Annotated in this window: 13 protein-coding genes; 8 read left to right on the plus strand and 5 right to left on the minus strand. The window is 67.9% G+C overall.

The window, feature by feature from the left end; genetic code table 11:
* Positions 1-52: 52 nt before the first annotated feature.
* Complete coding sequence (locus C1927_RS09085; RefSeq protein WP_079221553.1) at positions 53-970, plus strand: LysR family transcriptional regulator; 918 nt, start codon at positions 53-55, stop codon at positions 968-970.
* A 113-nt stretch (positions 971-1083) separates the two neighbouring features.
* On the opposite strand, the gene recN is transcribed toward C1927_RS09085, so the two are convergent.
* Positions 1084-2745: a DNA repair protein RecN gene (gene recN / locus C1927_RS09090; protein WP_108746501.1), complete on the minus strand. Its 1662-nt coding sequence runs from the start codon at positions 2743-2745 to the stop codon at positions 1084-1086.
* A 114-nt stretch (positions 2746-2859) separates the two neighbouring features.
* Here recN and hrcA point away from each other — a divergent pair, with 114 nt between their 5' ends.
* The 4 genes from hrcA to dnaJ all read left to right on the plus strand — a co-directional run bounded on the left by hrcA (position 2860) and on the right by dnaJ (position 7893).
* Positions 2860-3924, plus strand: coding sequence for a heat-inducible transcriptional repressor HrcA (gene hrcA, locus C1927_RS09095; protein ID WP_079221555.1), 1065 nt, complete (start codon positions 2860-2862; stop codon positions 3922-3924).
* A gap of 63 nt (positions 3925-3987) precedes the next feature.
* Entirely contained in the window at positions 3988-4503 is a 516-nt protein-coding gene (gene grpE / locus C1927_RS09100; protein WP_079221556.1) for a nucleotide exchange factor GrpE, read from the plus strand.
* A 185-nt stretch (positions 4504-4688) separates the two neighbouring features.
* Positions 4689-6614 carry a molecular chaperone DnaK gene (gene dnaK / locus C1927_RS09105; protein ID WP_108746502.1) on the plus strand — a complete coding sequence of 642 codons (1926 nt, stop codon included), beginning with the start codon at positions 4689-4691 and terminating at the stop codon, positions 6612-6614.
* Positions 6615-6768: 154 nt separating this feature from the next.
* Complete coding sequence (dnaJ, locus tag C1927_RS09110; protein ID WP_108746503.1) at positions 6769-7893, plus strand: molecular chaperone DnaJ; 1125 nt, start codon at positions 6769-6771, stop codon at positions 7891-7893.
* A 63-nt stretch (positions 7894-7956) separates the two neighbouring features.
* On the opposite strand, the gene C1927_RS09115 is transcribed toward dnaJ, so the two are convergent.
* Positions 7957-8754 carry a helix-turn-helix transcriptional regulator gene (locus C1927_RS09115; protein WP_079221559.1) on the minus strand — a complete coding sequence of 266 codons (798 nt, stop codon included), beginning with the start codon at positions 8752-8754 and terminating at the stop codon, positions 7957-7959.
* A gap of 73 nt (positions 8755-8827) precedes the next feature.
* On the opposite strand from C1927_RS09115, the gene C1927_RS09120 reads away from it, so the two are divergent.
* The 3 genes from C1927_RS09120 to C1927_RS09130 all read left to right on the plus strand — a co-directional run bounded on the left by C1927_RS09120 (position 8828) and on the right by C1927_RS09130 (position 12677).
* Positions 8828-10027, plus strand: a complete 1200-nt coding sequence (locus C1927_RS09120; RefSeq protein ID WP_108746504.1) for an MFS transporter — start codon at positions 8828-8830, stop codon at positions 10025-10027.
* 614 nt (positions 10028-10641) lie between these two features.
* A complete protein-coding gene (gene pdxY, locus C1927_RS09125) occupies positions 10642-11550 on the plus strand; it encodes a pyridoxal kinase (RefSeq protein WP_079221561.1) in 909 nt (302 codons plus the stop codon).
* Entirely contained in the window at positions 11547-12677 is a 1131-nt protein-coding gene (locus C1927_RS09130) for a prephenate dehydrogenase (protein ID WP_079221562.1), read from the plus strand. Before pdxY ends, C1927_RS09130 begins: the two co-directional genes overlap by 4 nt.
* Positions 12678-12882: 205 nt before the next feature.
* On the opposite strand, the gene C1927_RS09135 is transcribed toward C1927_RS09130, so the two are convergent.
* The 3 genes from C1927_RS09135 to C1927_RS09145 form a co-directional block, all read right to left on the minus strand.
* A complete protein-coding gene (locus C1927_RS09135) occupies positions 12883-13077 on the minus strand; it encodes a hypothetical protein (protein WP_079221563.1) in 195 nt (64 codons plus the stop codon).
* Between the two features lie 71 nt (positions 13078-13148).
* Positions 13149-14921: an ABC transporter transmembrane domain-containing protein gene (locus C1927_RS09140; RefSeq protein WP_079221564.1), complete on the minus strand. Its 1773-nt coding sequence runs from the start codon at positions 14919-14921 to the stop codon at positions 13149-13151.
* Positions 14914-15510, minus strand: coding sequence for a YigZ family protein (locus C1927_RS09145; RefSeq protein ID WP_079221565.1), 597 nt, complete (start codon positions 15508-15510; stop codon positions 14914-14916). Before C1927_RS09145 ends, C1927_RS09140 begins: the two co-directional genes overlap by 8 nt.
* Between the last annotated feature and the right edge of the window lie 34 nt (positions 15511-15544).

Raw genomic sequence — 15544 nt, forward strand, 5'->3', positions numbered from 1 at the left:
TCTGTGAACTAGACTGCGGATGGATAATCATCTGTGAACTGGATTCACTGGCATGGCGCGACCCGACATCAACCGATCCGGCGAACTGGAAGTGTTCGTACGGGTGATCGAGACCGGCGGCTTTTCCGCCGCCGCGCGCTCGCTGGACATGACGCCTTCGGCGGTCAGCAAGCTGGTGGCGCGGCTGGAACAGCGGTTGGGCACGCGCCTGCTGCAGCGCTCCACCCGGCAACTGCAACTGACCCCGGAAGGCTGCGCGTTCTACGAACGTGGGCTGCGGGTGCTGGCTGACCTGGAGGAGGCCGAGCGCTGTGCCAGTGCCCATGCCGAGCCGCGTGGGCGGCTGCGGGTCAATTCCAACGTGCCCTTTGGCCAGCACTTCCTGCTGCCGCTGCTGCCACGGTTCCTGCAGCTCAATCCCCAGGTGGGCGTGGACCTGATGCTGAACGACGAGGTGATCGACCTGCTGGAGCAGCGCACCGACGTCGCCGTGCGTGCGGGGCCGCTGAAGAGCTCCAGCCTGGTGGCGCGGCGGCTGGGCTCGACGCGGATGATGATCGTGGCGGCGCCGTCCTACGCGCAGCGGCAGGGGCTGCCGCGCACGGCCGAGGAACTGCTGGCGCACAACCGGCTGGACATCGGCCATGCGCGGGCGATGCAGGGCTGGCCGGTGCTGCAGGACGGCCGCGAGCGCATGGTGCTGCCCAACGGCAATGCCCGCGCCAGCAATGGTGACGCGCTGCGCCAGCTGGTGCTGGGCGGGCTGGGCATGGCGCGGCTGGCCGCGTTCCAGGTGCAGGCCGACATAGCCGGTGGGCGCCTGCTGCCGGTGCTGGAAGACGCCAACCCGGGTGACCTCGAAGAGGTGCACGCGGTGTTCCTGGGGCAGGGCGGTTACCTGCCGCTGCGGGTGCGCGCGTTCCTCGACTTCCTGGTGGAGAACGTGGATCTGGCGCGGCCGTTGGGGTAGTGCCGGCCGCTGGCCGGCATCCTCCTCACCTTCGTCCGCAGATGTCCGGTTGCCGGCCAGCGGCCGGCACTACCTGTAGATCCACGCCATGCGTGGATAAACGCGAACAGGCTTCAGGCCTGCAGCAACTTGCGGGCGGCCGCGCGCGCTTCCTTGCTCACTTCCACGCCACCCAGCATGCGCGCTAGCTCTTCCTCGCGTGCCTTGGTATCCAGCTTCTCCACCGCGCTCTGGGTCATGCCTTCCACCGGGGCCTTGCTGACCCGGTAATGGGCGTGGCCCTTGGAGGCGACCTGCGGCAGGTGGGTGACGCACAGCACCTGGCGCTTCTCGCCCAGCGCGCGCAGCTTCTGGCCGACGATGTCGGCCACCGCGCCGCCGATGCCCGAATCGACTTCGTCGAACACCATGGTCGGTACTGCATCGAGGTCCAGCGCAGCCACTTCGATGGCCAGCGAGATGCGCGACAGTTCGCCACCGGAGGCGACCTTGCGCAGCGCACGCGGTGGCTGCCCGGCATTGGCTGCCACCAGGAACTCCACGCGCTCGGCACCCTGCGGGTCGGGCTTGCCGCTGTCCTGCGGTTCCAGCTCGATCAGGAACTGGCCGCCGCCCATGCCCAGCTCGGCGATGATGCCGGTGGTGGTGGCCGACAGTTCGGTCGCGGCCTGGCGGCGGCTGCTGCTGAGCACTTCGGCCTGCACGCGCCACGCGGCGGCAGCCTTGTCGATCTCACCGGCCAGGCGCTGCAGGCGCTCGTCGGCGCCGCGCAGCTGCTCCACTTCGGCATGCATGCGCTCGCGCTGCGCGCCCAGTTCGTCCATCGGCACGCGGTGCTTGCGGGCCAGGTCGTGCAGGCGGCCGAGGCGGCGCTCGTTCTCCTCGAACTGCTCCGGGTCGGCATCGAGATCGTCGTGCACCCGGTCCAGCAGCGACAGGGCTTCGTGCAGCTGGATCGAGGCGTTCTCGATCAAACCGTCCACCTCGCCCAGGCGCGGGTCGTGCTCGATCAGGCGTGACAGCTCGTGGCGCACCTGCTGCAGCAGGTCCAGCGCCGAGCTGCCGTCGTCGCCGTTGAGCTGGTTGCTGGCCGCCTGGCAGGCGCTCAGCAGGGCGCTGGCGTGGGCCTGGCGACGGTGGCTGGCGCCCAGGGCGGCAATCGATTCGGGTTCCAGGTCCTCGCGGTCGAGCTCGCGCAGCTGGTGCTCGAGGAAGCCGATGCGGTCGGAAACGTCGCCCTGTTGCGACAGCGCCAGTGATTCATCGACCAGCGCCTGCCACGCGGCGGCGGCGCGGCGCACCTGGCGGCGCTCGGCCTCGTTGCGGGCATAGGCATCGAGCAGGGCCAGCTGCGACGGGCGCGTCAGCAGGGCCTGCTGCTCATGCTGGCCATGGATTTCCACCAGCCGCCCTGCCAGTTCGGCCAGCTGTGCCAGGGTCACCGGGCGGCCGTTGATCCAGGAGCGCGAGCCACCGTCGGCGCGGATCACCCGGCGCAGCTGGCACTGGTCCTCATCGTCCAGCTCGTTGTCGGCCAGCCACTGGCGTGCGGCCTGCAGCTGGTCCAGGGCGAACTCGGCCGACAGCTCGGCGCGGGCGGCGCCGTGGCGGACCACGCCGCTGTCGGCGCGCAGGCCGGACAGGAAGCCCAGCGCGTCGACCATCAGCGACTTGCCGGCGCCGGTCTCGCCTGAAACAACGGTCATGCCGGGCCCGAACTCCAGTTCGGTGGCGCGGACGACGGCAAAATCCTTGATCGAAAGATGTCTGAGCATGGGTACAGGGGTGTCTGAGCCGCGCAACGCTAGCACGCGCGGCGGGGTGGTCCAATGACTTGCCAAGGCGACGCACCGCCATTATCTAGTGTCCGTGTCTCACAGGTTGATTCCATGCACGGTTCCGCTGACCAGCTTGCCCCGCGTGCGCGCCATCTGCTGCGCACGCTGATCGCGCGTTACATCCAGGACGGTGAGCCGGTCGGCTCGCAGACACTGGCGCGCGTGGCTGGCCTGGAGGTCAGTCCGGCGACCATCCGCAACATCCTGGGCGACCTGGAGGACCTGGGCCTGCTGGCCTCGCCGCATACCTCGGCCGGGCGCATCCCGACCGCGCACGGCTACCGGGTGTTCGTGGACAGCCTGCTGCAGATGCAGCCGCCGGGCGAGGGGGAACTGGCCCGCCTGCGCCACGAACTGGCCGGAGGCGGCAGTACCCAGGCCCTGCTGGGCAGCGCCTCGGAGCTGCTGTCGGCCATGAGCCACTTCGTGGGCGTGGTCAGCGCGCCGCGGCGCGAGCAGTTCGCCTTCCGCCAGATCGATTTCGTGGCGCTGGACGGGCGCCGGGTGCTGGCGATCCTGGTGTTTGCCGACAACGAGGTGCAGAACCGGGTCATCGAGACCCGCCAGGACTTCGAGCCGGGCCAGCTGGAACAGGTGGCCAACTACCTCAATGCCCATTTTGCCGGCCTGCCGCTGGCCGAGATCCGCACCCGCCTGCTGCTGGAGCTGCGCGACGCCCGTTCCGAGCTGGAGCTGCTGCTGGCCCACAGCATCGAGCTGGCCGAGCAGGCCCTGCAGCCGCCGGCCGATGACATGCTGGTGGCCGGCCAGACCCGGCTGATGGGGGTGCAGGACCTGTCCGACCTGGAACGCCTGCGCGAACTGTTCGAACTGTTCTCCAGCAAGCGCGAGATCCTGCAGCTGCTGGAGCGGACCATCCAGGCCCCGGGCGTGCGCATCTTCATCGGTGAAGAGACCGGGATGATGCCGCTGCAGGGGGTCTCGCTGGTCACAGCGCCCTATACCGCCAACGGGCAGGTGCTGGGCGTGCTGGGGGTGATCGGGCCCAAGCGGATGGCCTACGACCGGGTGATTCCGCTGGTCCAGGCCACCGCGGACGTGCTCGGGGCGGCCTTTTCGCCCCCGGGACGCGGTCCGGGGCCGGCAGACGCTTGAAACGCAGCATCCCGCCCACACTAGGGTGGGTGGAGGCGGAGAGTGACCGCCAGGGACCCAGACATGAACCAAGAACATCCAGATATCGAAGCCCAGCAGAGCGCCGCCGATGCGGCCGCTGCCGCAGGCACCCATGACGAACTGGAGCGCCTGCGCGCCGAGGTCGAGCAGGTCAAGGCCGATGCGCTGCGTGAGCGCGCCGACCTGGAGAACCAGCGCAAGCGCGTGGCCCGCGACATCGACCAGGCCCGCAAGTTCGCCAACGAGAAGCTGCTGGGCGAGCTGCTGCCGGTGTTTGACAGCCTGGATGCCGGCCTGAAGGCTGCCGGCGACGACGCCAACCCGCTGCGCGAGGGGCTGGAGATGACCTACAAGCAGCTGCTGAAGGTCGCCGCCGACAACGGCCTGGTCCTGCTGGACCCGACCGGCCAGCCGTTCAACCCGGAACACCACCAGGCCATCAGCCAGGTGCCGGCCCCCGGTGCCGCCCCCGGCAGCGTGGTGACCGTGTTCCAGAAGGGCTACCTGCTCAACGAGCGCCTGCTGCGGCCGGCGCTGGTGGTAGTGGCCGCCGATTGACGCGCCGGGCCGGCAACGGCCCACCGCCGTCGGGTAGCGCCGGGCCAGGCCCGGCGGACCTTGAACGGTTGAACACAGCGTTCGGGTGATGGCTTGAATGTTCCACGAGCCTCCCCCACATCCCATTCATCCACCGGCCGACCGGCCGGACTGACACCAACAAGCATTCTTCAGGAGTCTCCCCCATGGGCAAGATCATTGGTATCGACCTCGGCACCACCAACTCGTGCGTGGCGATCATGGACGGCGGCAAGGCCCGCGTCATCGAGAATTCGGAAGGCGATCGCACCACCCCGTCGATCGTCGCCTACACCAAGGACGGCGAAGTCCTGGTCGGCGCCTCGGCCAAGCGCCAGGCTGTCACCAACCCCAAGAACACCTTCTACGCGGTGAAGCGCCTGATCGGCCGCAAGTTCACCGACGCCGAAGTGCAGAAGGACATCGCCCACGTCCCGTACAGCATCCTGGCCCATGACAACGGCGATGCCTGGGTGTCCACCAGCGATGCCAAGAAGATGGCGCCACAGGAAATCTCGGCCAAGGTGCTGGAAAAGATGAAGAAGACCGCCGAGGACTTCCTCGGTGAGAAGGTCACCGAAGCGGTCATCACCGTGCCGGCCTACTTCAACGACAGCCAGCGCCAGGCGACCAAGGACGCAGGCCGCATCGCCGGCCTGGACGTCAAGCGCATCATCAACGAGCCGACCGCGGCCGCGCTGGCCTATGGCCTGGACAAGGGCGACAACAAGGATCGCAAGATCGTGGTGTACGACCTGGGCGGCGGCACCTTCGACGTCTCGGTGATCGAGATCGCCAACGTCGACGGTGAGAAGCAGTTCGAAGTGCTGGCCACCAACGGTGACACCTTCCTGGGCGGCGAAGATTTCGACAACCGCGTCATCGAATACCTGGTTGAAGAGTTCAACAAGGACCAGGGCATCGACCTGCGCAAGGATCCGCTGGCCCTGCAGCGCCTGAAGGACGCCGCCGAGCGCGCCAAGATCGAGCTGTCCAGCGCCCAGCAGACCGAAGTGAACCTGCCGTACGTTACCGCTGACGCGTCGGGCCCGAAGCACCTGAACATCAAGCTGACCCGCGCCAAGCTGGAGTCGCTGGTGGACGAGCTGATCAGGAAGTCGATCGAGCCGTGCCGCGTCGCCCTGAACGATGCCGGCCTGCGCTCGAGCGACATCAGCGAAGTGATCCTGGTTGGTGGCCAGACCCGCATGCCGAAGGTGCAGCAGGCGGTGACCGAGTTCTTCGGCAAGGAACCGCGCAAGGACGTCAACCCGGACGAAGCCGTGGCACTGGGTGCGGCGATCCAGGGCGGCGTGCTGGGCGGCGACGTCAAGGATGTGCTGCTGCTGGACGTGACCCCGCTGTCGCTGGGCATCGAGACCATGGGCGGCGTGTTCACCAAGATCATCGAGAAGAACACCACCATCCCGACCAAGGCGTCGCAGGTGTTCTCGACCGCTGAAGACAACCAGTCGGCCGTGACCGTGCACGTGCTGCAGGGTGAGCGCGAACAGGCCCGCTTCAACAAGTCGCTGGCCAAGTTCGACCTGTCCGGCATCGAGCCGGCCCCGCGCGGCCTGCCGCAGGTGGAAGTGTCCTTCGACATCGACGCCAACGGCATCCTGCACGTGTCGGCCAAGGACAAGAAGACCAACAAGGAACAGAAGGTCGAGATCAAGGCCGGTTCGGGCCTGTCCGAGGAAGAGATCGCACGCATGGTCGCCGACGCGGAAGCCAACCGCGAAGAAGACAAGAAGTTCCAGGAACTGGTGCAGGCCCGTAACCAGGCCGACGCCCTGATCCACGGCACCCGCAGCGCCATCACCGAGCACGGCAGCAAGGTCGGCGGCGATGTCATCGGCAAGGTCGAGGCCGCACTGGCCGACCTGGAAACCGCGATGAAGGGCGACGACAAGGCACAGATCGAAGCCAAGTCGAAGGTGCTGGAAGAAGCAGGCCAGGCGCTGTTCGCCGCGGCTTCGGCCGAACAGGGCGGTGCCGCCCCGGGTGCCGACGCCGGCAACGCAGGCAAGGCGCAGGATGACGTGGTGGACGCCGAGTTCACCGAAGTCAAGGACGACAAGAAGTCCTGATCCGGACCGACACGGGACGCTGGCTACCAGCGTCCCGTTGTCGTACCAGGGTCCTGACCGCCCACCGGCGTGTCGGGGCGCCCGACGCAAGAGCGGACCTGGTTCCGCTCTTCCGCTTTGACGAATCCCGACTTTCCGGAATGCGATCCACGATATGAGCAAGCGCGATTACTACGAAGTGCTGGGCGTTGCCCGCACCGCCACCGACGAAGAGCTGAAGAAGGCCTACCGTCGCTGTGCGATGAAGTTCCACCCGGACCGCAACCCGGGTGATGCGGCGGCCGAAGCCTCCTTCAAGGAGTGCAAGGAAGCCTACGAAACGCTGTCCGACGGCAACAAGCGCCGCATGTACGATGCCCACGGCCACGCCGCGTTCGAGCACGGCATGGGCGGCGGCGGTCCGGGCGGCCCGGACATGAACGATATCTTCGGCGATATCTTCGGCAACATCTTTGGCGGTGGCGGCGGTGGTCCGCGCCAGGCCCGTCGCGGTGCCGACATCGGCTACGTGATGGAGCTGGACCTGGAAGAAGCCGTGCGCGGCGTCGAGCGCCGGATCGAGATCCCGACCCTGGCCGAATGTGGCGACTGCGATGGCAGTGGCTCGGAAGACGGCAAGGTCGAGACCTGCAACGTGTGCCATGGCCGCGGCCAGGTGCGCATCCAGCGCGGCATCTTCGCCATGCAGCAGGCCTGCCACAACTGCAACGGCCGCGGCCAGATCATCGCCAAGCCCTGCAAGACCTGCCACGGCAACGGCCGCATCGAGGAAGACAAGGTGCTGTCGGTGAAGGTGCCGGCCGGCGTCGATACCGGCGACCGCATCCGCCTGCAGGGCGAAGGCGAGGCCGGCCCGGCCGGTACGCCGCCGGGTGACCTGTACGTGGAAGTGCGCGTGCGCGAGCACCACATCTTCCAGCGCGACGGCGACGACCTGCACTGCGAAGTGCCGATCCGCATCTCGCAGGCCGCGCTGGGCGATACCGTGCGCGTGGCCACCCTTGGCGGCGAAGCGGAGATCCGCATTCCGGCCGAGACCCAGACCGGCAAGCTGTTCCGCCTGCGCGGCAAGGGCGTGCGTTCGGTGCGCAGCCGCAGCGAGGGCGATCTCTACTGCCGCGTCGTGGTGGAAACCCCGGTGAACCTGACCAACGACCAGCGCAAGCTGCTGGAACAGTTCGAAGCCACCTTCGTCGGCGAGGAAGCGCGCAAGCATTCGCCGAAGTCGGCCACCTTCATGGATGGCGTGAAGGGCTTCTGGGACCGGATGACGTCCTGAGTTCTTGAGCGGAAACGTAGAACGGTAGCGCCGGGCCATGCCCGGCGTTTTCGTTTGCGGGCGTCACCGGAAGAATGCCGCCGGCGTCTGCCCCAGCTGCCGCTTGAACATGCTGGTGAACGCACTGGGGCTGTCATATCCCATTGCCAGCGCCACATCGATCACCTTTTCGCCCACGGCCAGGCGCTCCATCGCGGCCAGCAGGCGTGCCTGTTGCCGCCACTGGCCGAAGGTCATGCCCAGCTCGCTGGCGAAGTGGCGCTGGATGGTTTTCACGTCCACTGCCAGCGCTTCGGCCCAGTCCTGCAGGGTGGCTTCGTCGCCGGGGTGCTTCTGGATGTGCTGGCAGATGCGCTGCAGGCGCGGGTCGGTGGGCGTCGGCAGGTGCAGCGGCAGCACGTCCATGCGGTGCAGCTCGTCCAGCAGCAGGCGCACTACGCGGCCATCGCGGCTGTCATCGTGGTGCTCGCCTTCGATCAGCGTGGCCGCGTGCAGCAGCTCGCGCAGCAGGGGCGCCACCTGTACCGCAAATGCCTCGGTGGCCAGCTGCGGGGCGAACGCCGGATCGATGTAGAGGCTGCGCATGTGCACATCGGCAATGCAGTCCACCGCGTGGGCCATGCCGGCCGGCATCCAGATGGCGCGCGTGGACGGCACCACCCAGCGGCCGACTTCCGAGCGCACCACCATCAGGCCGGACATCGCGTAGACCAGCTGGTGGCGGCGATGGCGGTGTGGCGACACCCGGGTGCCGGCCGGGTAGTCCTTGACCCGGCAGGTCACCGGCCGATGGCCGGGGACTTCGTTCCAGGGCGCGGATTCCCTGATCGCGCAGGAAGTGTCCTTTTTGCGATATGGCATGACCAGAACGCGGCGGAAGGGAGGGGGAGGGCACCGTAGCATGCAGGGCTCGCCCCCAACCTGACTGCGCACCATGTCCAGCCTGGCTACACCCGCCCCCACCGCCCGCAGCTCGACCCGCGGCGTGCTGGCGGCGATTTCCACCTCCCACATGGTCAACGACATGATGCAGTCGCTGATCCTGGCCATCTATCCGGTGATCAAGGGAGGCTTCAACCTCAGCTTCACCCAGATCGGCCTGATCACGCTGACCTACCAGCTGACCGCTTCGATCTTCCAACCGCTGGTCGGCCTGGTCACTGACCGCAAGCCGGCACCGTACTCGCTGCCGATCGGCATGGCCTCGACCCTGTGCGGCATGCTGCTGCTCGGCTTCGCACCGAACTACGCCATGGTGCTGCTGGCCGCGGCCATGGTCGGCATCGGTTCTGCCATCTTCCACCCGGAAGCCTCGCGCATCGCGCGGCTGGCCTCTGGCGGTCGCCACGGTTTTGCCCAGTCGGTGTTCCAGGTCGGCGGCAACTTTGGTACCGCGCTGGGCCCGCTGATCGCTGCGGCGGTGATCGTGCCGTTCGGCCAGCACGCTGCGTCGTGGTTTGCCGGCGCCGCGCTGATCGGCATCGCCCTGCTGACCTATGTCAGCCGCTGGTATGCGCTGCATCTGGGCGCCCCGCGCCCGGTCGGGCAGGCCACGGTCGCCCCGCGTCATCCGACCCGCACCGTGGCCCGGGTGATGGCGATCCTGCTGGTGCTGATCTTCAGCAAGTACTTCTACATGGCCAGCATCGGCAGCTACTTCACCTTCTACCTGATCCACCATTTCGGCATTCCGGTGGCGCAGGCCCAGCTGCACCTGTTCGCGTTCCTGGTGGCGTCGGCGGCCGGTGGCTTCCTCGGTGGCCCGCTGGGCGACCGCATCGGCCGCAAGCCGATCATCTGGACCTCGATCCTGGGCGTGGCGCCGTTCGCGCTGGCGCTGCCGCATGCGGATCTGTTCTGGACGACGGTGTTGGCGGTGCTGATCGGCTTCGTGCTGTCGTCGGCGTTTTCGGCCATCGTGGTGTACGCGCAGGAGATGATGCCGCACCGCATCGGCATGGTGTCGGGGCTGTTCTTCGGCTTCGCGTTCGGCATGGGCGGGTTGGGTGCGGCGGTTCTAGGCCTGCTGGCGGACAAGACGAGCATCGAGTACGTGTACCAGCTGACCGCGTTCCTGCCGCTGCTGGGCATCATTGCCGCCTGGCTGCCGCCGTCGCGTCCTGCTGCTCACTGAGGGGTTTGGGTTTGCAGGGCTTGCAGCCCTGCACCTGCTCAATGCAACGTCAAATGCGTGCATTCAGTGGGTTGGCGGGGTGGGTCCGGTTGAGGGGGACGCTGCAAGTACGTCCATGTAAGCTCGGTCGCCGCATCCATGCGGCTCACGCCCCCTCAACCGGACCCACCCCACCTTCGACAGTTTTCCGCGAGCTGTCGAAACGGCGTTCTGCTTTGGTGGGTGCCGACCGTTGGTCGGCACGGGGTCCGTCGGAATGGCGATCTGCTGGGGTAGGTGTCGACCTTGGTCGACGAAGTAGATCCACGCCATGCGTGGATGAATTCATTCGATATCTGACAGTTGTGCCGACCAACGGTCGGCACCCACCAACAGCTGCATTTACCAACAGCCGCGGGAAACTGACAGAGGTGGGGCGGTGTGGGTGGGCAGGACCGTTGGCGCCATGGATGGCGCCATCGAGCCCCCATGGATGGGTTTACGGCGTGTCCTGACCACCCACACCGCCCCGCCATCCCACGGAATGCCGCTCTGGCTTTTGCAGTTGACGTTGCATTGAGCAGGTGCAGGGCTGCAAGCCCTGCCGAAAACCCCCTTGGGCGTAGAATGCGGGCATGAGCGAATCCCTCGACAACCACCTGCTCCACGGCCGTCGCCAGCGCCCCGACGGGCCCTCGCCGATCGATGTCATCTCCGTCCAGTCGCAGCTCGTCTACGGCCATGCCGGCAACAGCGCCGCCGTGCCGCCGATGCGCGCCCTCGGCGTGCGCGTGGCGGAAATCCCGACCGTCCTGCTCAGCAATGCGCCGTTCTACGACACCACCCGCGGCCGCGTGCTGCCGGCCGACTGGTTCGCCGATCTGCTGCTCGGTACCCGCGAACGCGGCCTGCCGCAGCGCGCGAAGATGCTGGTCTCCGGCTACTTCGGCAGCGCCGCCAACGGTGCCGCCTTCGCCGACTGGCTGGACGGGATCCTGCCGGCCTGCCCGCAGCTGCGCTACTGCCTGGACCCGGTCATCGGTGACACCCATACCGGCCCCTACGTGGAACCCGGGCTGGAGGCGATCTTCGCCGAGCGCCTGCTGCCGCACGCCTGGCTGGTCACGCCCAATGCGTTCGAACTCAACCGCCTCACGGGCATGCCCGCCCTGGCCGAAGCCGATGCCATCGCCGCTGCGCGCACGCTGCTGGCCCGTGGCCCGCAGTGGGTGATCGCGCACAGCGTGGGCGGTACCCCTGGCGAACTGGTGACCCTGGCCGTCGGCCGCGACGAGACCTGGCGCTGGACCTCGCCGCTGCTGCCGGTGGATGTGGCGGGCACCGGTGACGTGCTGATGTCGCTGGTGGTGTCCTTCCTGCTGCGTGGCGAGTCGATGCAGCAGGCCATCTCGCGCGCCATCGCCGGCACCCATGCCGCGCTGGAAGCCACCCTGGCCAACGGCTTCGAGGAGTTCGACGTGATCGCTGCCGCGCCTGCCGCGCTGGCAGAGCCCGCGCGCTTCCATGCCGAACGCGTGGCATGAGCGATCTGCAGGCGCGTACGCCGCGCACGGTCGGCATCGTGGGCAGTGCCGGCGCCTATGGGCGCTGGCTGGCCCGGTTCTTCCAGCAGCACATGCAGCTGCAGGTGATCGGCCATGATCCGGCCGACCCGTCCTCGCATACGCCCGAAGAGCTACTGGCGCAGGCCGATGTGCTGGTGTTCTCGGCACCCATCCGGCATACCCCGGCGCTGATCGCCGGCTACGTGCAGCAGTCGGGCGGCCGCGAGCAGGGGCGCCTGTGGCTGGACGTGACCTCGGTGAAGGACGCCCCGGTGCAGGCGATGCTGGCTTCGCAGGCCGAAGTGGTCGGCCTGCATCCGATGACTGCGCCGCCGAAAGCACCGACCCTGAAGGGCCGGGTGATGGTGGTCTGCGAGGCGCGGCTGCAGCACTGGCAGCCGTGGGTGGACAGCCTGTGCGCCGCCCTGCAGGCCGAGTGCGTGCGTGCCACCCCGCAGCACCACGACCAGATGATGGCGCTGGTGCAGGCGATGGTGCATGCCACGCACCTTGCGCAGGCCGGCGTGCTGCGCGAGTACCAGCCGCAGCTGGGCGACCTGGCGGCGATGATGCCGTACCGCTCGGCCTCGTTCGAGCTGGATACGGCGATCATCTCGCGCATCCTCTCGTTGAACCCGGCCATCTACGAAGACATCCAGTTCGGCAACCCCCATGTGGCGCCGATGCTGGACCGGCTGGTCGGCCAGCTGCAGTCACTGCAGGCCCTGGTCGGGCAGGGCGACGATACGGCGCGTGGCTGGTTCCGCGAGCAGATGCTGGCCGCCAGTCACGACGCCTTCGGCGAGCCCGCGCTGGCGGCGGGCAACTACACCTTCGAGCGCGTGGGCTACCTGCTGGCGGACCTGACCGAGCGCAATGCCTTGTCGGTGCACCTGCCGGAGGATCGGCCGGGTTCGCTGCGCGAGCTGCTGCACGTATTCGAGCAGCACAGCATCAGCCTGGCCTCGATCCATTCGTCGCGGACGCCGGGCGGCGAGGTCCATTTCCGTATCGGTTTCGTGGCGGGCAGCGAGCCGCTGGCGATCGCGCGGGCGGCGGTGGAAGTCGACGCGAGCGGAATCGGCCGGGTGCTCGGCCAGGCCTAGTCATCCACAGGCGGTGTGGATGATTTCTGAGCAAACGTGTGGATAACCGCGCGCAGCCCTTGGCAGGCAAGGCTGTCAAGATGGTTGGTGAAAAATTGACCACGCAATTTTTCATGCCCGTGGGCGGAGCGTGTCGACCAAGGTCGACACCTACCAGAGCAGGGCGGTACGAAATCCGGTAGCGCCGGGCCATGCCCGGCGAACCTCAGATCGTCAGCCGCAGTTCGCCGCCACTGGTGGTGAACTCGCGGCCATTACGGACCAGGTGACGGCCGTCATCCAGTTCGTAGCGTGGCGTGGTTTCCCGGTCATTGCTGCTGCCGGCGGCATCGGGCTTGAACTCGATGATGATGTGGCTTTCGCCATTGCTGTCGACTGCGGGGAACTGACGGAACGACATCGTGCACCTCCTTCAGCGGAACCTTCGGTTTCGCCGCCAGCTTGGGCCGGCCGGTGTTAGCCGGCCGTCAATCAATCGACGAACTGCAGTCGCGCCAGCTCCGCATACAGTCCACCTTCAGCCAACAGCTCCGCATGCGTGCCTTCGGCGACGATGCGGCCCTGGTCCATGACCACGATGCGGTCGGCCTTCAGCACGGTCGCCAGGCGATGGGCGATGACCACCGTGGTGCGCCCGGCCATCAGCCGTTCCAGGGCCTGCTGCACGCTGTGCTCGCTCTGCGCATCCAGTGCACTGGTGGCCTCGTCCAGCAGCAGGATGGGCGAATCCTTCAGCAGGGCGCGGGCGATCGCCACGCGCTGCTGCTGGCCGCCGGACAGGCGCGCGCCGCGCTCGCCCAGCTCGCTGTCATAGCCCTGCGGCAGTGCGCGCAGGAAGGTGTCGGCTTCAGCCGCTTGTGCCGCGGCTTCCACCTCGGCATCGCTGGCCTGCAGGCGTCCGTAGCGGATGTTGTCGCGTGCACTGGCGGCGAACAGGGTCGGCTGCTGCGGCACCAGCGCGAGCTGGGCACGCAGGTCGGCCGGATCGACCTGGCGCACATCATGGCCGTCCACGCAGATGCGGCCGCTGGCTGGATCATGGAAGCGCAGCAGCAACGACAGCACGGTGCTCTTGCCGGCGCCGGACGGGCCGACCAGGGCCACGGTTTCGCCGGGACGCACGTTCAGGCTGAAGTGATCGAGCGCCGGCTGGTCCGGCCGCTGCGGGTAATGGAACACCACGTCGTCGAACTGGATCTGCCCCTGCAGCGGCTGCGGCAGCGCATGCGGCTGCGCCGGTGCCCGGATCTCGATGTCTTCCTGCAGCAGCTCGCCGATGCGGCCCATGCCGCCGGCCGCGCGCTGCAGTTCGTTCCACACTTCGGCCAGCGCGCCCACCGAGCCACCACCGATCAGTGCATACAGCACGAACTGGCCCAGGGTGCCGGCGCTCAGGCGGCCGTCGATGACATCGTGCGCGCCCAGCCAGAGCACGCCAACGATGGCGCCGAACACCAGCAGGATGGCGCTGGCAGTGACCAGCGACTGCGCGCCGATGCGCCGCCGAGCGGCGGTGATGGCATCGCCGAGCGCATGGTCGAAGCGACCGCGCTCGTAAGGCTCGCGGGCATGGGCCTGCACGGTGCGTACCGCGCCCAGGGTCTCGCTGGCCAGGCTGTTGGCATCGGCGATGCGGTCCTGGCTGTTGCGGGCGACCACGCGCAGCTTGCGCGCGCCGATGATGATCGGCAGCACCGCGAGCGGGATGCCCAGCAGCGACCATGCGGCCAGCCGTGGGCTGGTGACGAACAGCATCGCCAGGCTGCCGACCACCGTCACGCTGCTGCGCAGGGCCACCGACATGGTCGAACCGACCACGCTGCGCAGCAGTTCGGTATCGGCGGTCAGGCGCGACACCAGTTCGCCGCTGCGGCTGCGGTCATGGAAGCCGGCGCCGAGCTGGATCAGGTGTGCGTACAGCTGGCTGCGCAGGTCGGCCACGACCTTTTCGCCCAGCAGCGACACGAAGTAGAAGCGTGCGGCCGTGCCCAGCGCCATTACCACGGCCACCACCATCAGCAGCGCGAACGCGCGGTTGATCTGGCCGCCGCTGCTGAAGCCGTGGTCGATCATCTGCTTGACCGCTGGCGGCAGGCTCAGTGTCGCTGCCGAGGAGACCGCCAGGGCCAGCAGCCAGGCGGTGAACAACCCGCTGTGGCGGCGCACGAACGGCCACAGCGTACGCAGGCTGCCGAGGCGGCGCAGCGGCGGGGTTGAAGCGGACGTCTCGTCCTTGTCAGTCATCCTGGTGGTCATCTTCTATGCGGATACGGTCACGGGTGGCGTCGCGCAGGCGGATTTTCAATGCGTCGACCTGGTCGGCGGGCAATTCCACCCGCAGGCGCACACCGTTGGCATCGAACTGTTCATCGCGCTTTTCGGCGGCAAAGCCGGGCAGGGCGGCGTGCAGGGTGCCCAGATCCTCGAAGCCGGCCAGCAGCTGCAGGCGCGCCATCGCTACCAGCGGCAGGCGTGGCGCGGTGCGCAGGCATTCGGCGGCAGTGCCACCGTAGGCACGCACCAGGCCACCGGCACCCAGCTTGATGCCGCCATACCAGCGGGTCACCACCACCATCACGCGGTCGAAGCCCTGGCCATCGATGGCCGCCAGGATCGGCCGCCCGGCGGTGCCTGCGGGCTCGCCATCATCGCTGGAACGGTAATCCTGGCCGTGCCGGTAGGCCCAGCAGTTGTGGGTGGCATCGGCCACGGCCACCTGCTGCAGGAACGTCAGCGCACCGGCGCCGCTGTCGATGGGCGCGGCGTGGGCGGTGAAGCGGCTGTGCTTGACGTCCAGCGTATGGCTGACGGGCTGGGCGAGGATATCGGGCATTCCCACCATTCTACGGGGTCGCGGCGGGTCTGCC

The sequence above is a fragment of the Stenotrophomonas sp. ZAC14D1_NAIMI4_1 genome (assembly GCF_003086775.1).
Taxonomy (GTDB): Bacteria; Pseudomonadota; Gammaproteobacteria; order Xanthomonadales; family Xanthomonadaceae; genus Stenotrophomonas.